At 70.5% G+C, this 23,520-nt stretch carries 21 protein-coding genes; 14 read left to right on the top strand and 7 right to left on the bottom strand.

Annotated elements, in window-relative coordinates:
• Positions 1 to 10: 10 nt before the first annotated feature.
• The 7 genes from DLJ49_RS04875 to DLJ49_RS04905 all read left to right on the top strand — a co-directional run bounded on the left by DLJ49_RS04875 (position 11) and on the right by DLJ49_RS04905 (position 7,020).
• Positions 11 to 967 carry a sugar ABC transporter substrate-binding protein gene (locus tag DLJ49_RS04875; protein WP_115392408.1) on the top strand — a complete coding sequence of 319 codons (957 nt, stop codon included), beginning with the start codon at positions 11 to 13 and terminating at the stop codon, positions 965 to 967.
• Between the two features lie 75 nt (positions 968 to 1,042).
• A complete protein-coding gene (locus DLJ49_RS04880) occupies positions 1,043 to 1,855 on the top strand; it encodes an SDR family oxidoreductase (protein WP_115392409.1) in 813 nt (270 codons plus the stop codon).
• Positions 1,856 to 2,015: 160 nt separating this feature from the next.
• The gene (locus tag DLJ49_RS04885) at positions 2,016 to 2,915 is read left to right on the top strand and encodes an ABC transporter permease (RefSeq protein ID WP_369932491.1); all 900 of its coding nucleotides are present in this window, start codon (positions 2,016 to 2,018) and stop codon (positions 2,913 to 2,915) included.
• Positions 2,916 to 2,931: 16 nt separating this feature from the next.
• The gene (locus tag DLJ49_RS04890) at positions 2,932 to 3,933 is read left to right on the top strand and encodes an ABC transporter permease (protein ID WP_115392411.1); all 1,002 of its coding nucleotides are present in this window, start codon (positions 2,932 to 2,934) and stop codon (positions 3,931 to 3,933) included.
• Positions 3,930 to 5,444 (top strand): sugar ABC transporter ATP-binding protein, encoded by a 1,515-nt coding sequence (locus tag DLJ49_RS04895; RefSeq protein WP_115392412.1) that lies wholly within the window; start codon positions 3,930 to 3,932, stop codon positions 5,442 to 5,444. The genes DLJ49_RS04890 and DLJ49_RS04895 overlap by 4 nt, the downstream gene beginning before the upstream one ends.
• Positions 5,441 to 6,310, top strand: a complete 870-nt coding sequence (locus DLJ49_RS04900; RefSeq protein ID WP_115392413.1) for an NAD(P)-dependent oxidoreductase — start codon at positions 5,441 to 5,443, stop codon at positions 6,308 to 6,310. Before DLJ49_RS04895 ends, DLJ49_RS04900 begins: the two co-directional genes overlap by 4 nt.
• On the top strand, positions 6,307 to 7,020 hold the full coding sequence (locus DLJ49_RS04905; protein WP_115392414.1) for a ThuA domain-containing protein: 714 nt from the start codon (positions 6,307 to 6,309) through the stop codon (positions 7,018 to 7,020). Before DLJ49_RS04900 ends, DLJ49_RS04905 begins: the two co-directional genes overlap by 4 nt.
• A gap of 33 nt (positions 7,021 to 7,053) precedes the next feature.
• Here the strand turns inward: DLJ49_RS04905 and recQ are convergent, their stop codons facing one another.
• Positions 7,054 to 9,132 (bottom strand): DNA helicase RecQ, encoded by a 2,079-nt coding sequence (gene recQ, locus DLJ49_RS04910; protein WP_115392415.1) that lies wholly within the window; start codon positions 9,130 to 9,132, stop codon positions 7,054 to 7,056.
• A 10-nt stretch (positions 9,133 to 9,142) separates the two neighbouring features.
• A complete protein-coding gene (locus DLJ49_RS04915) occupies positions 9,143 to 9,433 on the bottom strand; it encodes a YggT family protein (RefSeq protein ID WP_115392416.1) in 291 nt (96 codons plus the stop codon).
• A gap of 227 nt (positions 9,434 to 9,660) precedes the next feature.
• Here DLJ49_RS04915 and DLJ49_RS04920 point away from each other — a divergent pair, with 227 nt between their 5' ends.
• The 6 genes from DLJ49_RS04920 (at position 9,661) to DLJ49_RS04945 (ending at position 15,101) form a co-directional block, all read left to right on the top strand.
• Complete coding sequence (locus DLJ49_RS04920; RefSeq protein ID WP_115392417.1) at positions 9,661 to 10,932, top strand: lytic murein transglycosylase; 1,272 nt, start codon at positions 9,661 to 9,663, stop codon at positions 10,930 to 10,932.
• Positions 10,933 to 11,217: 285 nt separating this feature from the next.
• Entirely contained in the window at positions 11,218 to 11,691 is a 474-nt protein-coding gene (gene smpB / locus DLJ49_RS04925; RefSeq protein WP_115392418.1) for an SsrA-binding protein SmpB, read from the top strand.
• 88 nt (positions 11,692 to 11,779) lie between these two features.
• Positions 11,780 to 12,394, top strand: a complete 615-nt coding sequence (locus tag DLJ49_RS04930) for a class I SAM-dependent methyltransferase (RefSeq protein ID WP_115392419.1) — start codon at positions 11,780 to 11,782, stop codon at positions 12,392 to 12,394.
• Positions 12,395 to 12,478: 84 nt separating this feature from the next.
• The gene (sseA, locus tag DLJ49_RS04935) at positions 12,479 to 13,342 is read left to right on the top strand and encodes a 3-mercaptopyruvate sulfurtransferase (RefSeq protein WP_115392420.1); all 864 of its coding nucleotides are present in this window, start codon (positions 12,479 to 12,481) and stop codon (positions 13,340 to 13,342) included.
• The gene (locus DLJ49_RS04940) at positions 13,339 to 13,905 is read left to right on the top strand and encodes a GNAT family N-acetyltransferase (protein WP_115392421.1); all 567 of its coding nucleotides are present in this window, start codon (positions 13,339 to 13,341) and stop codon (positions 13,903 to 13,905) included. Before sseA ends, DLJ49_RS04940 begins: the two co-directional genes overlap by 4 nt.
• Positions 13,906 to 13,913: 8 nt before the next feature.
• Positions 13,914 to 15,101, top strand: a complete 1,188-nt coding sequence (locus DLJ49_RS04945; RefSeq protein WP_115392422.1) for an amino acid aminotransferase — start codon at positions 13,914 to 13,916, stop codon at positions 15,099 to 15,101.
• A gap of 4 nt (positions 15,102 to 15,105) precedes the next feature.
• On the opposite strand, the gene DLJ49_RS04950 is transcribed toward DLJ49_RS04945, so the two are convergent.
• From DLJ49_RS04950 to DLJ49_RS04970, 5 genes are all read right to left on the bottom strand, one after another.
• On the bottom strand, positions 15,106 to 15,534 hold the full coding sequence (locus DLJ49_RS04950; protein WP_115392566.1) for a GNAT family N-acetyltransferase: 429 nt from the start codon (positions 15,532 to 15,534) through the stop codon (positions 15,106 to 15,108).
• Positions 15,534 to 16,673, bottom strand: a complete 1,140-nt coding sequence (dapE, locus tag DLJ49_RS04955) for a succinyl-diaminopimelate desuccinylase (protein WP_115392423.1) — start codon at positions 16,671 to 16,673, stop codon at positions 15,534 to 15,536. The genes DLJ49_RS04950 and dapE overlap by 1 nt, the downstream gene beginning before the upstream one ends.
• An 89-nt stretch (positions 16,674 to 16,762) precedes the next feature.
• A complete protein-coding gene (gene rnr / locus DLJ49_RS04960) occupies positions 16,763 to 19,096 on the bottom strand; it encodes a ribonuclease R (protein WP_115392424.1) in 2,334 nt (777 codons plus the stop codon).
• A gap of 123 nt (positions 19,097 to 19,219) precedes the next feature.
• Positions 19,220 to 20,575, bottom strand: coding sequence for an ammonium transporter (gene amt / locus DLJ49_RS04965; RefSeq protein WP_115392425.1), 1,356 nt, complete (start codon positions 20,573 to 20,575; stop codon positions 19,220 to 19,222).
• A 35-nt stretch (positions 20,576 to 20,610) separates the two neighbouring features.
• A complete protein-coding gene (locus DLJ49_RS04970; protein WP_115392426.1) occupies positions 20,611 to 20,949 on the bottom strand; it encodes a P-II family nitrogen regulator in 339 nt (112 codons plus the stop codon).
• Positions 20,950 to 21,258: 309 nt separating this feature from the next.
• Between DLJ49_RS04970 and DLJ49_RS04975 the strand changes: the two genes are divergently transcribed.
• A complete protein-coding gene (locus tag DLJ49_RS04975) occupies positions 21,259 to 23,484 on the top strand; it encodes a transglycosylase domain-containing protein (protein ID WP_115392427.1) in 2,226 nt (741 codons plus the stop codon).
• The last annotated feature ends 36 nt before the right edge of the window (positions 23,485 to 23,520 follow it).

Below are 23,520 nucleotides of genomic sequence, written 5' to 3' on the forward strand. Positions count from 1 at the left end.
GAGACCCAGAATGAACATCCGCAGCATGCTCGCCGCCACCACCGCCGCCGGCCTCGCGCTGGCCGGCGCCGCGACCGCGCAGGAGTACACGATCGGCATCACGCAGAACAACGTGGGCGTCGACAGCTACCAGACCACGTATGAAAAGGCGTTCATCGCCGCCGCCGAGGCCAACCCCGACGTCGAGACGGTGGTGCTCGACGCCGGCGGCGACGTCGCCCGCCAGATCGCCCAGATGGAAGACCTCATCCAGCAGGAGGTCGACGCGATCATCATCTGGCCGACGAACGGCGAAGCGGTGATCCCCGTCGTGCGTCAGGCCTTCCAGGCCGACATCCCCGTCATCGTGACCAACTCGAACATCGCCGAGCAGGGCTTCGACTTCGTCGCCTCGTTCTCGGGGCCCGACAACATCACCCAGGGGTCGCGTTCGGCCGAGATCATGTGCGACCGCTTCAAGGAGCTCGGCATCGAGGACGAGGCGCAGATCGTGCAGATCTCGGGCCAGCCGGGCTACACCACCGCCATCGAGCGCGCCCAGGGCTTCGAGGAGCGTCTGCCCGAGGTCTGCCCGAACGTCACCCTGATGGAGACGCAGCCGGGCGACTGGAACCGGGAGAAGAGCCAGCAGGTGATGGAGGCCTTCCTCGTCAAGTATGACGACATCGACGGCGTCTATTCCGGCGACGATAACATGGGCGTGGGCGCCCTGAACGCCGCGCGGGCCGCGGGTCGCGCGGGCGACATCACCTTCGTCGGGGCCACCAACTTCGCCGTGGGCTACGAGGCGATGGCGGCGGGTGACTACTGGGGCTCGATCTACCAGTCGCCGGTCGATGACGCCGAGGCCGCGCTGCAGACGGCGATCGACGTGCTGAACGGCGAGGAAGTGCCCTTCCTCAACTATTTCGACACGCCGAAGATCACCCAGGAGAACATGGACGAGTTCGAGAAGCCCGTCTTCTGAGGAACCTCCCCTGGCGGCTGCGGGGAACGCGCCTCGCAGCCGCTTCTTGCCCACAGGGTCCGCAGGGAGGACGGCATGGGACGTGTATCGGGGCGCGTGTGCCTCGTGACCGGCGCCGCGCGCGGCATCGGCCGGGCCATCGGCGAGGCCCTGCTCGACGAGGGCGCACAGGTCTGTTTCGCCGATCTCGACGGCGACAAGGTGGCCGACGTGGCCGAGGCCGCCAACCGCCGGCTGAACGGCAACGCGGGCAACGCCATGGCGGCGGCCCTCGACGTGCGCGACCGGGCGTCGGTGCGCGACGCCATCGGCCAGGTCGTGGAGCGGTTCGGCCGGCTCGACGTGAAGTTCAACAATGCCGGCGTCAACCGGCCGATGAATTTCATGGACGTGACCGAGGACAACTGGAATTTCATCATGGGGGTCAACGGCCTCGGCTGCCTGATCGGGATGCAGGAGGCCGCGCGCCAGATGATCGCGCAGGGCAGGGGGGCCGACGGCGTGGCGGGCAAGATCGTCAACACCGCGTCCATCGCGTCCCGGCAGGGTTTCGACAACGTGGCCCCCTACTGCGCATCAAAATGGGCGGTCGTGTCGCTCACGCAGTCGGGCGCGCGCGACCTGGCCCGCCATGGTATCGTGGTGACGGGGTTCGCCCCCGGCGTGGTGGCCACCGAGATGTGGGAGCAGGTGGACCGCGACCTGATGGAGATCGGCGCCGCAGAGCGCCCCGGCCAGGCGATGGAGGAGTTCGCCGCCGACATCCTGAAGGGACGGGTGGCCACGCCAGACGACATAACGGGTACGACGACGTTCCTGGCCAGCAGGGACAGCGACTACATGACGGGGCAGATCGTGATGATCGACGGGGGCATGACCCTCGTCTGACGCGCCTGCCCGCCATTCGCCCGGAGACGGGCACGGGAGGAGTTGAGCCATGAGCGAGGCTGCGCAGGAAAGGCCTGCCCGCGGTGCGGGGGGATTGACCGGTGCGAAGGTCGGCACCTTTCTGGCGAAGCAGGGCATCCTGATCGCCTTCATCCTGTTCATGGTCGGCTTCACGCTGGCCAACGACCGCTTTCTCGACCCCGACAACATACTCGGCGTGATCCGCTCCTCGGCGATCCTGGGCGTGATGGCGCTCGGCGTCACGTTCGTGGTCATCAGCGGCAACCTCGACCTGTCGGTGGGCTCGCTGATGAGCTTTTCGACCATCGTGGTCCTCGATCTGCACGACACGCTGGGTCCGGCGCTGGCGATCCCGGCGATGTTCGGGCTGACGCTGGCGATCGGGGCGGTGATCGGATTTCTCGTCGGCTATCTCCGGCTCAACTCGCTGATCGTGACGCTGGGGATGCTATCGGCGATCCACGGCCTCACTCTCACGTGGTCGGGCGGCCAGAACATGGACATCGCCGACAAGGAGGGCACGTGGTTTTCCGTGTTCGGGCAGGGCACGGCGCTGGGCATTCCGGTGCCCATCCTGATGTTCGCCCTCCTCGCCGCGGTGCTGGGAATCGTGCTGGCCAAGACCCCCTTCGGGCGCAAGGTGTATGCGGTCGGGGGCAACGGGACGGCCGCCACCTTTTCCGGCATCCGGCGGGCGCGGACGGTGTTCACCTGCTACCTGATCTCGGCCTTCTGCGTGGCGACGGCGGGCCTGATCCAGGCGAGCCGGTCGATGGGCTCGCAGAACACCGTGGGTCAGGGGATGGAGCTCGAGGTGCTCGCGGCCGTCATCCTCGGCGGCGCCTCTCTGATGGGCGGTTCGGGGACGATCTTCAAGACCGTCATCGGCGTGCTGATCCTGGGCTTCATCCAGAACGGCCTGCTGCTGATCGGGCTGCAGTTCTACGTCCAGTTCGTCGTGACCTGGATCATCATCATCCTGGCGGTCTGGCTGGACATCGCGGCGAAGCGCGGCCGGCTGCTGTCGCCGATCGCCTGAGGAGGAGGGTAGCGTGATGGCACCTGGCAGACTGAGCACGTTCCTCCGCAGCGGCGCGATCTGGGCGTTCATCGCTCTCGAGCTTGCCTTCTTCTCGATCGCCGGCCAGTTCCTGTCGGCCTCGGACACGGCCTTCCTGACGTGGGACAGCCTGCTGCTGCTGCTCAAGCAGTCGGCGCCCCTGGGCATCATCGCCATGGGGATGACCCTCGTCATGGTCAACGGCAACATCGACCTGTCGGTCGGCGCGATCTTCGCGCTGGCCGCCGTGATCCTGCTCGACAGCATGACGTGGCCCTTCATGGCGGCGATGGGCGACTGGTCGCTCCCGCTGGCATGGGTGTTCGCGCTGCTGGTCGGTGTGGCGCTCGGGGCGGTCAACGGCTTCCTCGTGTGGAAGACCGGCGTCGACGCCTTCATCGTCACGCTGGGGGCCATGCTGGGCTTCCGCGGCCTCGTCTTCATGTACAACGGCGAGCAGCCGACCTCGCACCTCAACTGGACGCTGGTGGATTTCGCCGAGGCGCAGTTTCTCGGGTTGCACACCGCGACGTGGTTCCTGCTGCTCGTCACCGTCGGGATGTGGTGGCTGATGAACCGCACCGTGCACGGGCGCAACGCCTACGCCATCGGCGACAACCGCGAGGCGGCGGTGAATGCCGGCATCCGGGTGGGGCCGCACATGATGATCAACTTCATGATCATCGGCTTCCTCGCGGCCCTCTCGGCGGTGGTGTTCTATTCCGAGACGGGGTCGGTGAACCCCAATGACGGGATGCTCTACGAACTGTGGATCATCACCGCCGTCGTCCTGGGCGGAACCAAGCTGACCGGCGGCTCGGGCTCGATCGTCTCCACCCTCGGCGGGGTGCTGGCGATCCAGATCCTGCGCCGCGGGCTCAACCATATCGGCGCCGACACGTCGACGGTGAACCTGGTGATCGGCCTCATCCTGATCGCGGTGCTGTTCCTCGACCGGCAGCTGAACGTGAAGGGCAAGGAGGCCCTGAGGATATGACCAAGCCGGCGCTGAGACTGGAAAACATCGTCAAGACCTTTCCCGGCGTCCGCGCGCTCGACGGCGTCTCGTTCGAGGTGCTGCCTGGCGAGGTGCACGCCCTGATGGGCGAGAACGGGGCCGGCAAGAGCACGCTGATGAAGGTGCTCGGCGGCATCCATCAACCCAACGAGGGCCGCATCCTGGTGGGCGAGGAACCGGTCGTGATGACCAACCCGCTCGAGGCCAAGGCCAAGGGCATCGTCTTCATCCACCAGGAGCTGTCGCTCGCCGAAGAGCTGACGGTGGCCGAGAACATCTATCTCGGCGAGCTGCCGCGGAAGAGCTTCGGCCGCGTGGACTGGGCGAAGCTCCATGCGCAGACGAACGAGATCCTGAAGAAGCTGAAGGTGGGGTTCGACGCGCGCACGACCGTCGGCTCGCTTTCGATCGCCAATCAGCAGATGGTGGAGATCGCCCGCGCGCTGACGGTCGACGCCAAGGCGGTGATCTTCGACGAGCCGACAGCCTCGCTGACCGACGCAGAGAAGGTCGTGCTGTTCGAGGTGATCGAGGATCTCAGGAATGACGGGGTGGGGATCATCTACATCTCGCACCGGATGGAGGAGATCTTCAAGATCACCGACCGGATCAGCGTGCTGCGCGATGGCCAGTATCGGGGCACGCTGGTGACGGCCGAGACGACCGAGGACGAGGTGACGCAACTGATGATCGGCCGCTCGCTCGATCTCAGCCGCAACCACGAGCACGCCGAGCTGGGCGACGTGGCGCTCGAGGTGCGGGGGCTGTCCTGCGGCGACCTCTACCGCGACATCTCCTTCGAGATCCGGCGCGGCGAGGTGGTGGGCTTCTACGGCCTCGTGGGCGCCGGGCGCACCGAGATCGCCGAGACGCTCTTCGGCCTTCGCGCGCCGTCGGCCGGGCAGATCCTGCTCGACGGCCAGGAGGTTCATCTGCACTCGCCGGCCGACGCGATCGAGCGCGGCATCAGCCTCGTGCCCGAGGATCGCAAGGGGCAGGGCCTGGTGCTCGGCATGAACTGCCGGGACAACATGACCCTGCCTCAGGTGGGCGACCTGACCGCCGGCCCCTTCGTCTCGGACGGGGCCGAGGTGGCGATATTCGACCAGTACCGCGACAAGCTGGACATCCGCACGCCCGGGTGGCGCCAGTTGGTCGGCAACCTGTCGGGCGGCAACCAGCAGAAGATCGTGATCGGCAAATGGCTGTCGATGCACCCCACGCTGCTGATCGTGGACGAGCCGACGCGCGGCATCGACGTCGGGTCCAAGTCGGAAATCCACAAGCTGATCCGCCAGCTCGCCAGCCAGGGCTACGCGGTGATGGTCATCTCGTCGGAGATGCCCGAGGTGCTGCATGTCAGCGACCGGATCGTGGCGATGTATCACGGCGAACTGATCCGCACGTTCACCTCGGACGAGGTGACGGAAGACAGCCTCATTCAGGCGATCTCGGGCATCCGCGCCGAGGGCGGCGGCAAGGCGGCGTGAGGGTCGCCGTCGTCGGGCTGGGGCGCATGGGCGCGCCCATGGCGCGCAACCTCGCGCGGGCCGGGCACGACCTGGTGCTGTGGAACCGTACGCGCGACAAGGCCGCGGCGCTCGGGGCGCAGATCGGCGCCGGGGTAGTCGATACGCCCCGGGCGGCGGCGGCGGGCGCCGAGGCGGTGGTGACGATGCTGGCCGACGATCCCTCGTCGGAGGCGGTGCATCACGGGCCGGACGGCCTGTTCGCCGCGGGCGGGCCGCGCGTGATGCTCGAGATGGGCACGATGAGCCCCGACCACATCCGCGCGCTGGCCGCAGAGGCGCCCGAGGGCGTGACGGTGATCGACGCGCCGGTCTCGGGGGCGACGCAGGCGGCGGCGGATGCGCAGCTGCTGATCATGGCGGGCTGCGCGGAGGGGCAGGCCGCGCCCCTGCGGCCCCTCCTCGACGCGATGGGGCGCAAGACGATCTGCCTCGGCGCTGTCGGCGCGGGCGCGATCATGAAGCTCGCCGTCAATTCGCTGATCCACGGCCTCAACCAGACGCTGGCCGAGGCGGTGACGCTGGCCGAGGCGGCGGGCATCCCGCGCGAGGCGGCATTCGACGTGATCGGGGCGAGCGCAGCCGCGGCGCCGATGATCGGGTATCGCCGGCCGCTCTATCTCGACGAGGCCGCCCATGACGTGACCTTCACGGTGGCGCTGGCGAAGAAGGACATGGCGGTCACCGCGGCGCTGGCCGAGGCGCTGGGCACGGCGATGCCGCAGGGGCGCGTGACGCTCGACATCCTGGAAGAGGCCGAGCGCGCGGGCTTCGGCGCGCGTGACTTGGCCTCAATCCTGACGTTCATGGGAGACAGACAGGCATGAAGGCCTCTCTTTTCGTCGGCGGTTGGGAGGGGCACACGCCCACCGACTTCGCCGACTGGTGCGAAGGGTTGCTGAAGGAAAACGGCTTCGAGGTCGATGTGCGCGACACGCTCGCGCCGCTGGCCGACCCCGACGGGATGGCCGATGTCGACCTGATCGTGCCGATCTGGTCGTCGGCGCGCTCGGCCCACCGCCCCGAATTCGGCAACATGACGAAGCAGGAGGAGGACGGCCTGCTCGAGCTGGTCGGCAAGGGCTGCGGCCTGGCCGGTTGGCACGGCCACATGGGCGACGCCTTCCGCGACCGGCCGACCTATCACTTTCTCATCGGGGGGCAGTTCGTGGCGCACCCGCCGGGCTGGCCCGACAACCCCGTGCCGTCGGACGATTTCGTCGACTACGACGTGACGATCTGCAAGCCGCACCACCCTCTGGTCGAAGGCATCGGCAGCTTCCGCCTGCACTCGGAGCAGTATTACATGCTCGTCGATCCCTCGAACGAGGTGCTGGCCACGACGACCTTCTCGGGCGAGCACCTGTGGTGGATCGAGGGCACCGTGATGCCCGTGGTCTGGACCCGGCGTTGGGACCGGGGGCGCATCTTCTACTGCTCGATCGGGCACACGCTCGACGACCTCAAGGTGCCGCAGGTGACCGAGATGATCCGGCGCGGCGCGCTCTGGGCCGCGCGCGGCGCCGCTCCGGCCTGATCCGCCCCCCTCGCCGAGCACGGCCCCCGGTCGCTAGTCGCCCGCCTCCGCGATGGCGGCGAGGAAGGCGGCGCCGAAGCGCTCGACCTTCATCTCGCCCATGCCGGGGATGCGGGCGAGGTCCGCCTCCGTCGCGGGGCGCCGCTCGGCGATCTGGCGCAGCGTCGAGTGGGTGCAGGAGAGATGCTTGCCCGTCCCGTCCTCGCCGCGGGCGAGCCGCAGCTGGATCGCCTGCAGCCGGTCGAAGAGCGGGCCGGCGTCGGAGCCCGCCAGCCTGCGGCGCGCGGGGTGCAGCCCGGGCGCGGGGGCGCCGGCGATCACCTCGAGAAAGGCCGTGCCGTAGCGCTCCAGCTTGGTCGCGCCGACGCCCGAGATGCCGGCCATCGCGTCGAGCGAGGCCGGGCGGCGCTCGGCCATCTCGATCAGCGTCTTGTCGTTGAAGACGACATAGGGCGGCACGCCCTGCGCCTCGGCCAGCGCACGCCGCTTCGCCTTGAGCGCCGAGAGCAGCGGTGCGTCCTCGTCGGACACCAGCGCCTTGGGCTGGGGCCGGCCGCGCTCGCGCGCCAGCGCGTCGCGGCGCAGGGTGATCGCCTGCTCGTCGCGCAGGATGGGGCGGGCGGCCTCGGTCATGCGCAGCGCGCCATGGCGCTCGGGGTCCGGGCGGATCAGGTCGTGCCCCATCATCTGCCGAAAGATCGCCTGCCACTGGCGCTTGTCCCAGTCGCGCCCGACCCCGAAGGTGGGCAGCCCGTCATGCCCCCGCTGGCGCACCTTGTCGGTGGCGTTGCCCGTCAGAATGTCGATCAGGTGCCCCGCGCCGAAGCTCTCGCCCGTGCGCAGCGCCGCCGAGAGGGCCATGCGCACGGGCGTCGTGCCGTCGAACGTGTCCGGCGGACGGTCGCACAGATCGCAGTTGCCGCAGGGCTCCGGCATTTCCTCGCCGAAATAGGCGAGCAGCTGGCGTCGGCGGCAGCCCAGAGCCTCGGCCAGCCCCAGCAGCGCATTGAGCCGCCCGTGATCGGCCGCCTTGCGCTCGGGGGGGGCGAGGCCCTCGTCGATCTGCGCGCGCCGCAGGCGGATGTCCTCGGGGCCGTAGAGGGTAAGCGTCTCGGCGGGCGCGCCGTCGCGGCCCGCGCGCCCGATCTCCTGGTAATAGGCCTCGATCGACTTGGGCAGATCGGCATGGGCGACCCAGCGGATGTCGGGCTTGTCCACCCCCATGCCGAAGGCGACGGTGGCCACCACGATCAGCCCGTCCTCGCGCTGGAATGCCGCCTCGACCTCGCGGCGCGCGTCGGCCTCCATACCGCCGTGGTAGAACAGCGCAGCGTGGCCCGCCTCGCGCAACCCCTGCGCCAGCGCCTCGGTGCGCGCCCGCGTGCCGCAATAGACGATGCCCGAGCGGCCCCTGCGCACATCGGCGAAGCGCAGGATCTGGGCGCGCGGGCTATCCTTCGGCTGGAAGGCGAGGTGGATGTTGGGTCGGTCGAAGCCGCGCAGGAAGGTGCGCGGCGCGCGGCCGGCGAAGAGCCGCGCCACGATCTCGTCGCGCGTCTCGGCGTCGGCGGTGGCGGTGAAGGCGGCGAGAGGCACGCCGAGGGCCTGCCGCAGCGCGCCGATCCGCAGGTAGTCGGGGCGGAAGTCGTGCCCCCACTGGCTGACGCAATGGGCTTCGTCCACCGCGATGAGCCGCACGCCCGCCCGCGCCAGCACCCTGTCCATCGCGCCCGAGGCGAGGCGCTCGGGCGCGAGGTAGAGCAGTTTCAGCCGGCCCGCGTCCAGGTCGCGCCAGACCGCGTCGGTCTCGTCGTCGGTGTTGCCCGAGGTCAGCGCGCCGGCGGCCACGCCCGCCTCGCGGAGGGCGCGCACCTGGTCGCGCATCAGCGCGATGAGCGGCGAGACGACAAGCGTGACGCCATCGCGGCAGATCGCCGGAAGCTGGTAGCAGAGCGACTTGCCGCCGCCCGTTGGCATGATCGCCAGCGTGTCTGCCCCGCGCAGCACGGTCTCGACAATCTCTTCCTGGCCGGGGCGGAAACTGCCGAACCCGAAGACCGAGCGCAGCGCCTCGCGCGGGTCGCGCGCACCCTGTGCCGGCTCGTCGCGCACGGGCCTTGCCTCAGCGCAGGCCGAAGGCCGTCGGCAGGATGATGTCGCGCAGGGCGATGACGATAAGGAAGGCCACGAGCGGCGCGAGGTCGAGCGGCCGCGTATCGGGCAGGATGCCCCGGATCGGCTGGTAGACCGGCTCGAGCAGGCGGTTCAGCCCCGTCCAGATGGCGCCGACGAATTCCTGCCGGGCGTTGAGCACGTTGAAATTGATCAGCCAGCTCATGATGATGTGCACGATCATGATGAAGAAGACCGCCCCGAGGACGAGCTGGAGGACCTGGTAGATCGCGATGAGCATCGGGCGGAACTCCTCTTGGCACGTGCGCCGCACAGGTAGGCCGGCACGCCGGCGCGCGCAAGCGCTGCCGCCCCGCTGCCGGCGGCAGCCGCGGCGAGGGAGCGCCGTGCCGAAAGGGCGACAGCCCGCCGATAGGGAGAATCCGGGCCATGCTTCACTTTCCGGAAACCCTGGCTCCGGCTATACTCCGTCCAAACGAAGAACGGCAGTGACAGGCGACCCACCCCATGATCCGAGCATCCGCCGCGGCCCTCGTCGCCGCGACAGTCTTCCTCTATCCCGTGCTTGCCGCCGCGGCGCCGGCGGTCGAGGCGTCGCTGCGGCCGCAGGCGCGGCCGTCGGCGCTGGCTGACATGGAGTTCACCGCCGCGCGCGCCAGCCATGCCGGGTTCGACGCCTGGGTGGCCGACTTCAAGCGCCGCGCCGCGGCCGAGGGCATCTCGGCGCCCGTGCTGCAGTCGGCCTTTGCCGGGGTCGGCTACGACCCCGAGGTGATCCGCCTCGACCGCAACCAGGCCGAGTTTTCCCGCACACTGTGGGACTATCTCGACAGCGCCGTGTCGGACACGCGCGTGCGTAACGGCCGCGCCGCGCTCGACCGGCACCGCACGACGCTCGCGGCCATCGAGCAGCGGTACGGCGTGCCGGCCGAGGTGGTGGTGGCGGTCTGGGGTCTCGAGACGTCCTACGGCAGCTTCCGCGGGTCGAACGACGTGATCCGCTCGCTCGCCACGCTGGCCTTCGACGGGCGCCGCGCCGCCTTCTTCGAGGCGCAGCTGATCGCGGCCCTGCGCATCCTGCAGGCGGGCGACACCGACCCGCGGTCGATGCGCGGCTCGTGGGCCGGCGCGATGGGGCACACCCAGTTCATGCCTACCTCGTTCCTCGACTACGCGGTCGACTTCACCGGCGACGGGAGGCGCGACATCTGGGGCAAGGATCCGACCGACGCGCTCGCCTCGACGGCCGCCTACCTTGCCCGGTTCGGGTGGCAGGCGGGTCAGCCCTGGGGCGTCGAGGTGGTGCTGCCGCAGGGCTTCGACTACGCGCTGACGGGGCGCGCGATCACCCGCGACCCGGACGAGTGGGCGCGGATGGGCGTGCGCGACACCGCCGGGCGGGCGGTGCCCGATCACGGGCCCGCCTCGATCCTGCTGCCGGCGGGGGCGCGCGGCGCGACCTTCATGGTGTTCGACAATTTCGGCGTGATCGAGCGCTACAACCCCGCCGACGCCTACGTAATCGGCGTCGGCCACCTCGCCGACCGGATCGCCGGCGGCCCGCCCATCCAGGCCGAATGGCCCCGCGGCGACCGCGCACTCAGCTTTTCCGAGCGGGAGGAACTGCAGGCGCGGCTGACGCGGGCGGGCTTCGACACGCAGGGCGTCGACGGCCGGATCGGCCCCAATACCGAGGCCGCCATCCGCCGTTACCAGACCGCTGCCGGCCTGATCCCCGACGGCTACGCTTCGCTCGCGTTGCTCGAACGCCTGCGCTGAGTGCCCGGCCGCGCGTCGGCGGCACGGGCGGAACGCCTTCGGCGGGCGTATTTGGAACAGAAAGAAGCAGGGGGCCGCGCCCGTCCCGCGACGGGCGCCCCCGCCGCGCCCGCTTTGCCGGTGGCCCGCGTGCCGGGGTGCCGCTGGCCGTTCCTTTCGGCTTCTTTCTGTCTCAAATACGCATCTGCACGACCGGGCAGCCGGGTGCGGCGCCGGGGCGGCCCCCTGCGTGGCCCGCGCGCGGTGGCTTCACAGCGACGGGTCGGACGCCTATATCGCCGCCCCATGGCCAAGCGCGACGACAACAAGAACTACAAGGTGATCGCCGAGAACCGGCGCGCCCGCTACGACTACGCCATCGACGAGGAGATCGAGTGCGGGATCGTGCTGCAGGGCTCGGAGGTGAAGTCGCTCCGCCTCAACACGGCGCAGATCACCGAGAGCTATGCCGAGGTGAAGGATGGCGAGCTGTGGCTCGTCAACAGCTACATCGCGCCGTACGAGCAGGCCATGTTCGGCCACGAGGACAGGCGTCGCCGCAAGCTCCTCGTCTCGAAGCGGGAAATCGCGCGGATGTGGGCCGACACCCAGCGCAAGGGCATGACGCTGGTGCCGCTGGTGCTCTACTTCAACCACCGCGGCATCGCGAAGGTGAAGATCGGCATCGCCAAGGGCAAGAAGGCGCCCGACAAGCGCGCCACCGAGGCCAAGCGCGACTGGCAGCGCCAGAAGCAACGGCTGCTGAAGGAGCACGGCTGAGCGGCGGTCGCCGAGGCCGGGGGGCGATGGTCGGCCGCCCGTCTCGCGGCCATGGCCGTCCGGCCAACCGAGACCGGAGATCTCTCGCATGGCCGATGCCCGATTCTGGGACCGTGTCGCCGACCGCTACGCGAAACGGCCCATCGACGACCCCGCCGCCTACGAGGCGACGCTGGAGCGGGTGCGCGCGCATCTGCGCTCCGACGACCGCGCGCTCGAGATCGGTTGCGGCACCGGCGCCACCGCACTCCTGCTCGCGCCATCGGTCGCCACCTACCACGCCACCGACCTCTCGCCCCGCATGATCGGAATCGCGCAAGGAAAACCCGAGGCGCAGGCGCTGCCGCAGCTCTCCTTCGCCGTCGCCGAGGGGGTGCCGGACGGGGGCGGTCCGTGGGATGCGGTGCTGGCCTTCAACGCGTTGCACCTGCTCGACGACCTGCCGGGCGCGCTGCGGGCCATCCACGCGGGGCTGCGCCCCGGCGGGCGGCTGATCTCGAAGACGCCGTGCTTCAGCGACCTTGCCCTCTGGATACGCCTGCTCGTGCCGGCGCTGCGGCTGGTCAGCCTCGCGCCACCGCTGACATTCGTGAGCGCCCGGGGTCTCGAGCGCGCCATCGCGGGCGCCGGCTTTCGCATCGTCGAGACGGGCGACTACCCGGCGCGTCGCGCCCAGCGCCTCATCGTGGCCGAGCGCGACTGATCGCGCGGCGCGCCTCGCTTGCCACCCCGCCGCGCGCGATTTAAGCAGTCCGGACGATCCGAGCCAACGAGGGACGACGCGCCCATGCAGGACGACCCCCGCACGCTGGTCAGCACGGACTGGCTCGCCGCCCACCTCTCCGACCCCGATCTGAGGGTCCTCGACGCCTCGCTCTACCTGCCGGGCACCGACCGCGACGCGCGGGCGGAGTACGAGGCGGCGCACATCCCCGGGGCGCGGTTCTTCGACATCGACGAGGTGTCGGATTCGCGGTCGGAGCTGCCGCACATGGCGCCGCCTCCCGAGAAGTTCATGAGCCGCTGCCGCGCGATGGGCGTGGGCGACGGGCACCAAGTGGTCGTCTACGATGGCGCCGGGCTGTTTTCGGCCGCGCGCGTCTGGTGGCTCTTCCGGCTGATGGGCAAGCCCGACATCGCCGTGCTCGACGGCGGCTTCCCCAAGTGGCAGGCGGAGGGGCGCCCGGTGGAGGATTTGCCGCCGCTCGCTCGCGACCGGCACATGACGGCGCAGCGGCAGGCCCACCTGGTGAAGGATGTCACGCAGGTCGCGCAGGCCGCCAAGCTGCGCGACTGGCAGATCGTCGACGCCCGGTCGCCGGGGCGGTTTGCCGGCGAGGAGCCGGAGCCGCGCGCGGGCCTTCGGTCGGGGCACATTCCCGGCTCGACGAACCTGCATTACCGGCAGCTTCTGAACGAGGATGGCACGATGAAGGACGCGGCCGGCCTGCGCGCCGCCTTCAATGCGGCGGGGGTCGATCTCGGCAAGCCCGTCATCACCACCTGCGGCTCGGGTGTGACGGCGGCGATCGTGAATCTCGCGCTCGCCCGCCTGGGCCACGAGGGCAACGCGCTTTACGACGGGTCATGGGCGGAATGGGGCCGCTTCCCCGATCTCGCCGTCGCCACCGGCCGCCCGGAGACGGCATGACCGTCACGCCCGCCGGAACCGAACTGCGCTATACCGTCACCTGGCTCGAGATGACGGAGCGCCCCGCCTATCCCTACCCGGCCGCGCCGGCGGGCAAGCCCGCCGCCCTGCTCAAGGCCGAGAACCCGCCGCCGTGGTTCTTCCTCTGCCTCTACGACGCCGTGGGGCGCGACTATGCGTGGGAGGACATGCACGAGCATGACGAGGCGTCGCTCGCCGCCTGGCTCTCCGACGGGCAGACCTATCTCTACACGCTCATGCGCGACGGCTGGCCGCACGGCTTCTTCCTGCTCGACGCGCGGCGCGAGGGCGTCTGCGACCTGTCGTATTTCGGGCTGGTTCCGCAGGCGGTGGGCACGGGGCTGGGGCTCTTCCTGCTCGAGAGCGCGGTGCACACGGGGTGGGACCTGCCCGGCACGCGGAAGATGACCGTCAACACCTGCACGCTCGACCACCCCCGCGCCCTCGGCCTCTACCAGCGGGCCGGCTTCGAGCCGGTGGGGCGCAGCGAGCATACCCGCGTGCTGACCCGCCCGCTGGATTCATCGCGCGTGCCCGACTGAGCGGCGCGATGGTGCTCGAAAGGGTAACGGCGCCGGAGCCCGACGCCATCCTGCGGTTGATGCGGGCCTTCGCCGACGATCCGCGCCCCGAAAAGATCGACCTCGGCGTGGGGGTCTACCGCACCGAGGCGGGCGAGACGCCGGTGATGCGCGCGGTCAAGGCTGCCGAGCGGCGCCTGTGGGAGGAGGAGCAGAGCAAGGGCTACGTTGCGCTTGCGGGCGACCCGGCCTTTCTCGACGCGGTGCGCGGGCTCACGCTGGGCGACGCGGTGGAGGGCAGGCGCGTCGCCGCCGCCGCCACGCCGGGCGGCACGGGTGCGGTGCGGCAGGCGCTTGACCTCGTGCGGATGACGGCGCCCGGCGCGACCGTATGGGTGAGCGCGCCGACATGGCCCAACCATGTCTCGATCCTTGCCGCGATCGGCCAGCCCTTCCGCGCCTACCGGTATCTCGACGCAGAGACCGGCGCGCTCGACCGCGAGGGGATGCACGCCGACCTCGCGCAGGCGCGTCCGGGCGACGTGGTGCTGCTGCACGGCTGCTGCCACAACCCCACCGGCGTCGATCTCGCCCCCGGAGACTGGGCAAGGGCGGCACGGGACTGTGCCGCGCGGGGCCTCCTGCCCATGGTCGATCTCGCCTACCAGGGCTTTGGCGACGGAGTGGAGGCCGACGTGGCGGGGCTGCGGTCGCTCGCCGCCGCGGTGCCGGAGCTGCTGCTGTGCGTGTCGGGCTCCAAGACCTTCGGCCTCTACCGCGACCGGGTGGGCGCGGTGTTGGCGGTGACGGGCGATCCGCCGGCGCGCGACCGGGTTGCCGCCCGCCTGGCCGGGCTCAACCGTCAGGCCTACGCCTTTCCGCCCGACCATGGCGCGCGGCTGGTGACGATGATCCTCGCCGATCCCGCGTTGCGGGTGGAGTGGGAGGCGGAACTCGCCGCCATGCGCGCCCGCATCGCCGGGATGCGCCGCGCCCTGGCCGATGCGCTGCGGGCCGAGACAGGCTCCGACCGCTTCGGCTTCCTCGCCGACCAGCGCGGCCTCTTCTCGCTGCTCGGCGCCACGCCCGACCAGATGGACCGGCTGCGCGGGGACCACGCGCTCTACGCCGTGCAGGACGGGCGCATCAACGTGGCCGGCCTGACACCCGCCACCGTCGCGCCCGCCGCGCGGGCCATCGCCGCCGTGCTCGGCTGAGCCGTCAGGGCAGCGGGCGCGTCATGTTGCGGTGCGGGATCCGCGCGTCGAGGTATTCCGGCCCGTGCGCGGTAAAGCCGAGCCGCTCGTAGAAGGGGATCACCGCCACCTGCGCGCCGAGCCGCGCCTCGGTCGCGCCCGCCTCGGCGGCCAGCCGCAGGGCCTCTCGCATCAGCGCCGCGCCGAGGCCGGTGCCGCGATGGGCGCCGGCCACGCAGACGCGCTCGACTTTCGCCGCTTCGCCCTGGAAGCGCAGGCGCAGGGTGCCGCCGGGGCTGCCCGCGACGGTGGCCAGCAGGTGGCGGGCGCCGTCGTCCAGCCCGTCGATCTCTTCCTCGCGGGTGACGCCCTGCTCGCCGCAGAATACCTCGATCCGCAGGGCGAGGCAGGCGGCGCGGTCGGCCTCGGTCGCCGCCTCTGCGATGGTCCACATCATGCGAAGTAATCGGCCAGGATGCGGCGGTAGATCGCCTCGAGCTGGCGGATCTGGGCCACCTCCACCCGCTCGTCGACCTGGTGCATGGTGCGCCCCACCAGCCCGAACTCCACCACCGGGCAGTGGTCCTTGACGAAGCGCGCGTCCGACGTGCCGCCCGTGGTCGACAGGTCGGGCCGGCGGCCTGTCTCGGCCTCGACCGCGCGCGCCACGAGATCGGACAATGCGCCGGGGGGCGTCAGGAACGCCTCGCCCGAGACCTTCACGCGCATGTCGATCTCCACCCCCGTCTCGGCAGCCACCTGCGCCGCCTCGGCGCGCAGCCACTCGGTCAGCGAGGCCCCGGTATGGGTATCGTTGAACCTCACGTTCACGATGGCGCGCGACGTGGCGGGGATGACGTTGGTCGCCGCGTTGCCGGTGTCTATCGAGGTGAGCGCCAGCGTCGTGGGGTCGAAGTGCTCGGTTCCGCGGTCGAGCTCGGCCGAGGCGAGGCGGTGGCACAGCGCGGCGATGGCGGTGACGGGATTCTTCGCGCGGTGGGGATAGGCGGAATGGCCCTGCACGCCCGTCGCCTCGATCCAGGCCGAGAGCGAGCCGCGGCGCCCGATCTTGATCGTGTCGCCCATCTCGTCGCGGCAGGTGGGCTCGCCCACCAGGCACACGTCCATCCGCTCGCCCTCGTGCTCCATCCAGTCGAGGAGCGCCGCGGTGCCGTCGACGGCGTCGCCCTCCTCGTCGCCGGTGATGGCGAGGATCACGGCGCCGTCGGGCGGCGTGGCCCGCACGAAGCCGCAGGCGGCCGAGACGAAGGCGGCCACGCCCGACTTCATGTCGGTGGCGCCGCGGCCCCAGAGCTGCCCGCCCTTCTGCGTGCCGCCGAAGGGGTCGGCCGTCCAGGCCTGCGCGTCGCCCACCGGCACCACGTCAGTATGGCCATTGAAGCCGAAGGTGCGGGCCGCGCCCCTCTCGCCCCAGCGGGCGAAGAGGTTGCAGACATGGCCCCGGTCGACGCGGGTGCAGGAAAAGCCCGCGTCGCTCAGCACCCCCTCCAGCAGGTGCAGCGCGCCGCCCTCCGAGGGCGTGACGGAGGGGCATCGGATCAGTTCGGCGGTGAGGCGGACGGGATCGGTCATGCGATCGGCTTAGCCCCGGGCACGTCCGAGGGCAATCTCTCCGCGATCCGGCATCGGCGTCGCGACAAGCGCCCCGCGCGGGGAGGGCGCTACTTGCGGCGCCGCGTGACCTTCCGGGCACCCTTCGCCGGCGCCTTGCCGGCGGGCTTGGCCCCCTTGCCGGCCTTGCCTTTTTGCGCGGGCCTGGCGCCGCCCCCGCCCTTGCCCGGCGGCTTGCCCTTGCCGCGCGCCTTGCGCGGCCCCCGGCGGAAGCCGTCGGGCATGGCGCCGCCCTCGACCTCTTCTCCCGCGATCTCGAGCGGCTCGAGCATCAGCCCCCCTGTCACCGGCACCGCCTCGACCAGCCGCACGCGCACCCGCTGGCCGAGCGAGATGACGCGCCCCGTATCGGCGCCCATCAGCGTGTTCTCGTCCTGATCGTGGTGGAAATACTCGTTGCCCAGCGCGCGGATGGGCACGAGGCCGTCGGCGCCGGTCTCGTCGAGCTTCACGAACAGGCCGAAGCGGGCGATGCCGGAGACACGGCCCCCGAATTCCTGCCCGACCCGCTCCGACAGGTAGGCGGCGAGGTAGCGGTCGGTCGTGTCGCGCTCGGCCAGCATCGAGCGCCGCTCGGTCTGCGAGATCGCCTGCGCGGTGCTCTCGAGACGGTCGATCTCGCCATCGGTCAGCCCGTCGTCGCCCCAGCCATGCGCGCGGATCAGCGCGCGGTGCACCACCAGGTCGGCATAGCGGCGGATCGGCGAGGTGAAGTGGGCGTAGGTGCGCAGCGCCAGCCCGAAATGGCCATAATTCTCCGGTGCGTAGTAGGCCTGCTGCATCGCGCGCAGGGTGGCCATGTTGACGAGTTCCGCCAGATCCGTCCCCGCCGCCTCGTTGAGCAGGCGATTGAGGTGGCGGGTCTGCAGCACCTGCCCCTTGGCGAGCTTGAGCCCGCTGGCCTGCGCCGTCTCGCGCAGGGCGTCGAGCTTGTCGGCATCGGGCTCTTCGTGCACGCGGAACAGGAGCGGAGTATTCTTCTTCACCAGCGTCTCGCCGGCGCAGACATTGGCGAGGATCATGAATTCCTCGATCAGGCGGTGCGCCTCGAGCCGCTCGCGGAAGGCGACCGACAGCACCTCGCCCTTCTCCGACAGCACGATCCGCCGCTCGGGCAGGTCGAGATCGAGCGGCTGACGCTTCTCGCGGGCGAAGGCGGCGGCGCGGTAGGCGGCATGCAGCGGCTTGAGCACCTCCTCCACCAGCGGGCCGGCCTTGTCGCCCGGCTGGCCGTCGATGGCCGCCTGAACCTGTTCGTAGGTCAGCGAGGCGGCCGAGCGCATCAGGCCGCGGTGGAAGGTCGAGCCGACCAGCGCGCCGTTCTCGGCCAGCCGCATCCGCACGGCGAGGCAGGCGCGCGGCACGCCCTCGTGCAGCGAGCACAGGTCGCCCGACAGCCGCTCGGGCAGCATCGGCACCACCCGGTCGGGAAAGTAGGTGGAGTTGCCCCGCGTCAGCGCCTCGCGGTCGAGCGCGCTGCCGGAGCGGACGTAATGGGCGACGTCGGCGATGGCGACCCACACGACGTGACCGCCGGGATTGTCCGGCGCGTCGTCGGGGTGGGCATAGACGGCGTCGTCGTGGTCGCGAGCGTCCTCGGGGTCGATGGTGACGAGCGGCAGGTGGCGCAGATCTTCGCGGCCCTTCAGCCCCGCCGGCTTCATCCGGTCGGCCTCGGCCAGCGCCGCGTCGGGAAAGACGTCGGGGATGCCATGCTGATGGATCGCGATGAGAGAGACCGATTTCGGCGCGGACGGGTCGCCCAGCCGCTCGACCACGCGCGCCCGCGGCAGGCCCATGCGGGCGCCGGGGCCGGCCTGCTCGGCCTCGACCAGCTCGCCGTCCTTCGCACCGCCGGCATTGCCCGGGGGCACCATCCACTCGCGGTCGGCGCCCTTGTCGATCGGCACGATCCGCCCACCCTCTGCCCCGGCGCGATAGATGCCGAGGATCGTGCGCGGCGCGGTGCCGATCTTGCGGATCAGCCGGCCCTCGTACTGGTGGTCCTCGCCCGAGACCTCGCGCAGGCGCAGGAGCACCCGGTCGCCCTCGCCCAGCGCCGGCTCGCCCTCGCGCGGGATCATCAGGATGCGCGGCTCGGGCCCCTCGCCGTGCCATTCCAGCGGCTTCGCGGTCAGGTCGCCGTCGTCGTCGGGGGCGCCGATCTGGCAGACGGTGACGGGCGGCAGCTTCTCCGGGTCGCGATACTGGCCCTTGCGCTTGTCGAGGTGGCCGTCGTCCTCCAGCTCGCGGAGCATCCGCTTGAGGTCGATCCGCGCCGAGCCCTTGACGCCGAAGGCGCGGGCGATGTCGCGCTTGGCGGTCTGGCCGGGGTTTTCGGCGATCCAGTCGAGGATCTGCGCCTTGGTGGGGAGGTCTGCCATGGGCGGGAGGTAGCACTTCGCCCCGGTCGTTGCGAGGGGCGACAGGCGCCGTGCCGTCGGGCATGAAAAAGGCCCCGGGCGACATGCGCCCGGGGCCGGAGTGTGGCTGACGGAAGGGAGGGGTCAGCCCTTGGAGAAGTCGGGGTAGGCCTCCATGCCGAGCTCGGAGACGTCGAGGCCGTTCACCTCGCTCTCCTCGTCGACGCGGATGCCCACCACAGCCTTGAGGATGAACCACACGATCAGCGAGAGCACGAAGGTCGTGCCGATGATCGCGACCATCCCGAGCACCTGCGTGCCCAGCGCCGCCTCGCCATGGTAGCCGCCGGTGAGAACCACCGCGAACGTGCCCCAGATGCCGGCGAAGCCATGCACCGGGATCGCGCCGACCACGTCGTCGATCTTCATCTTGTCCAGCAGAGGAACCGTGAAGACCACGATCGCGCCGCCGACCGCGCCGATGATGAGCGCCAGCAGCAGCGTGGGTGCGAGCGGCTCGGCCGTGATCGAGACGAGCCCGGCAAGCGCGCCGTTGAGCACCATGGTCAGGTCGGCCTTGCCGTAGACGAGCTGCGTCAGGATCAGCGCCGAGACGGCGCCGGACGCGGCCGCCATGTTGGTGTTGGAGAAGATCCGGCTGATGTCGGCCACGTCGCCGGCCGAGCCCATGGCGAGCTGCGAGCCGCCGTTGAAGCCGAACCAGCCGAGCCACAGGATGAACATGCCGAGCGTCGCGAGGGCGAGGTTCGAGCCGGGCATCGGGTTGACCTTGCCATCCTTGTACTTGCCCATGCGGGGCCCCAGGACGATCGCGCCGGCCAGCGCTGCAGCGGCACCGCAGGCATGCACGACGGTCGAGCCGGCGAAGTCGGAGAAGCCCGCCTCGGACAGCCAGCCGCCGCCCCACTGCCAGGACGCGGTCAGCGGGTAGATGAAGCCCGTCAGCACGATCACGAAGAGCAGGAACGGCCAGAGCCGGATCCGCTCGGCGAGCGCGCCCGACACGATGGAGGCCGTCGCGGCGCAGAACATCAGCTGGAAGATGAAGTCCGACCCTGTCGAGGCATATCCGGCGTCGTCCGCCGCCGCGAGGCCCTCGTCGTTCAGGTAGACAGGCTCCAGCACGCCCCAGGACGGGAACAGCCCCGAGAACCAGCCCTCGATCGCCCAGTCGCCGAGCGGATACATCAGGTTGTAGCCGATGAGCCAGTACATGATCGCGGCCAGCGAAAACAGGCCGACGTTCTTGGTCATCTGCATGGTGACGTTCTTGGAGCGCACGAGGCCGCCCTCGAGCATGGCAAAGCCCGCGGCCATGAAGAAGACGAGGAAGCCGCCGATCAGGAACAGCAGCGAATTGAGGATCCAGACCACCTCGTCGGAGACGGCCGGCGCGGCCTCCTCCTGCGCGAGGGCCGCCCCGGGCAGCGCGAGCGCGGCGGCCGCGGCCAGGACGGGAACGTACTTGGTGAGTTTCATGTGTGAATCTTCCCCTTTTTTCTCTTTGCCGCCGCTCAGAGCGCTTCTTCGTCGAGTTCGCCGGTCCGCACGCGCACCGCCTGCTGGATGTCGAGCACGAAGATCTTGCCGTCGCCGATCTTGTCGGTCTTGGCGGTCTTCTGGATCGTCTCGACGACCTGGTCGGCCATCGAGGCCGACACGGCGATCTCGAGCTTGACCTTGGGCACGAAGTTCACGGCGTATTCGGCGCCCCGGTAGATCTCGGTGTGTCCGGACTGCGAGCCGAACCCCTTGATCTCCGTCACCATCATGCCGCGCACGCCGATGGCGGTGAGCGCCTCGCGCACCTCCTCCAGCTTGAACGGCTTGATTGCTGCAATGATGAGTTTCACGTGGGTCCCCTTCGATAGGGCCAGGGCGCACCCGGCCGGTTCACGGACCCGACAGAGCCGCAAAAGGATTGGGCGCCTCAAGCAATGTGACGGGGCGACGACAGGCTCGGACCGGGAAGTTTGCACAATTTTTGCACAAAGCGAATGCGGTGACTAAAAAATGGGCAAGCACGAAAGCGCGCGCAGGGGTCGCAGGCCTCCCCAAGACGCGCCCGAGCGGCTATCAAGCGAAAAAACGGGGCGAAGCCCGAGTCAGCAGGGTCCGGGGCCGGAGGGGCCGGCCGGACAGAGGCAGGAAGCGGGGCAGAGATGGCGTCCAACCGGGGAAAGCGGCCGGTCCTGAAGGCAGACAAGCGCTACCCGTCTACGGGCAGGGGGCGCGGTGGCTCGGGCAGCGGGTCAGGGTCGGGGTCGGGGCGCTCGGGCGCCAAGGCGCCGCCGAAGCCGCGCCGGCGCGCCCGCAAGGCGGCGCCGCGGCAGCGCCGGGGCCCGATCGGCTGGGTGGCGGCCGCCATCGGCGCGGTGATCCGCGCCGCGGTGGGGCTGGTCTGGCGCGTCGGCCTCGTGGCCGCGGTGCTGGTCGGCGGGGGGGTGCTCTACTTCTACAACCAGCTTCCGCCGGCAGGCGAGCTGATCGACGGCCGCACGCGCGGCTCGGTCACGCTCCATGATCGCGACGGGCAGGTCTTCGCGTGGCGGGGCGAGCAGTTCGACCGCATCGTGTCGGTCGACCAGGTCTCGCGGCACCTCAAGAACGCGGTTATCGCCACCGAGGACAGGCGGTTCTACTGGCATCCCGGCATCGACCCGCAGGGCATCGCCTCGGCCATCCGCATCAACCTGAGCGAGGGGCGCGGCCCGCTCTCGGGGCACGGCGGCTCGACGCTCACGCAGCAGGCGGCGAAACTGCTGTGCCTCGGCGTCCCCTACGACCCCGACCTCTGGGAGAGCGAGGCCGACTACGAAGCCGATTGCCGCCGCACCACGCTGGGCCGCAAGGGGCGCGAGGCGCTCTACGCACTGGCGATGGAGCTGAAATACACCAAGGACGAGATCCTGACGATCTACCTCAATCGCGCCTATCTCGGCGCTTCGGCACGCGGCTTCGAGGCGGCGGCGCAGCGGTATTTCGGCATTCCCGCAGCAGGCCTCAGCCCGGCGCAGTCGGCCATGCTGGCGGGGCTTCTGGTGGCGCCGTCGCGCTATGCGCCCACCAACGATCTCGAGCGGTCGCAGCGCCGGGCGGCCACCGTGCTGCGCCTGATGCACGAGCAGGGCTACCTGACGGATGCCGAGTATACCGCCGCGCAGGCCGACCCCGCGACGCTTGCCGAAAATGCCGAGCAGACGGTCGGCGGCTACTTCGCCGACTGGGTGATGGGCACGGGGCCGAGCTTTCTCACCCGTGACACGACCGAGGACGTGCTGCTGCGCACCACGTTCGACCCCGAGATCCAGGCCGCCGCGGAAGAGGCGATGCGCCTGATCTTCCAGGAGAAGGTGCGCGACGGTTCCCGGGCCGAGGCGGCGATCGTGGTGATGTCGGCCGACGGTGCCGTGCGGGCGATGGTCGGCGGGCGCGACACGACCGTCTCGGGCGGCTTCAACCGTGCGGCTCAGGCCAGGCGGCAGACCGGCAGTTCCTTCAAGCCGTTCATCTACGCCGCGGCGATGGATCTGGGCTACAGCCCCAACGACACGGTGGTCGACGAGCCCTACTGCATCGACGTGCCCGGCTCGGGGCAGTACTGCCCCAAGAACTACAGCCGCGACTTCGCGGGCCGCGTGACGCTGACCGAGGCCCTCGCGCGGTCGCTCAACATCCCCGCGGTCAAGATCTCCGAGTTCGTCGGCCGCGACATCGTGCAGAAGGTCGCCGAGGATTTCGGCATCGAGAGCAGCCTTGCCGACGGCCCGGCGCTCGCGCTCGGCGTCAGCGAGTCGACGCTGGTCGAGATGACGGGCGCCTTCGCGGGATTCCTCAACGGCGGTCGGGCTGTGCTGCCCTACGGTCTGGAGGAGCTGCGCCTTCAGGGCGAGACCGAGCCTCTGATGGGCCGTGGCGGCGGCTACGGCAAGCGGGTGATCTCGGAAGAGGCAGCCGGAAAGCTCGTTTACATGCTCTCCCGCGTGGTCGAGGGCGGCACGGGCCAGCGCGCCCGGCTGGGCGATCGGCCCGCGGCGGGCAAGACGGGCACGACGCAGGCCGCGCGCGATGCGTGGTTCGTCGGGTTCACGGCCGATTACGTCATGGGCGTGTGGATGGGGTATGACGACAACACGCCGCTGTCGGGCGTCACCGGCGGCACGCTGCCGGCCGAGATCTGGCGCGAGGCGATGCTGCGCATCCACGAGGGCGACGAGATCCGCCCGCTGCCCATGCGGGTGCCAGAGCCGCCGCGCGCGGTCGTCGAGGCGCAGCCCGCCCCGCAGACCTCTCCGCCCGGCTTGCGCCAGCCCGCGCCCCAGCCGGTGCCGCAGCCGCAGGAGCGGCGCGGCCTGATCGGCGTGCTCGAGGGCATTTTCGGGAACTGACGCACCGCGCCTCTCGCCGGACCTCCGCGGCGCGCG

Source organism: Rhodovulum sp. 12E13 (genome assembly GCF_003340565.1).
Classification (GTDB): domain Bacteria; phylum Pseudomonadota; class Alphaproteobacteria; order Rhodobacterales; family Rhodobacteraceae; genus HLUCCA09.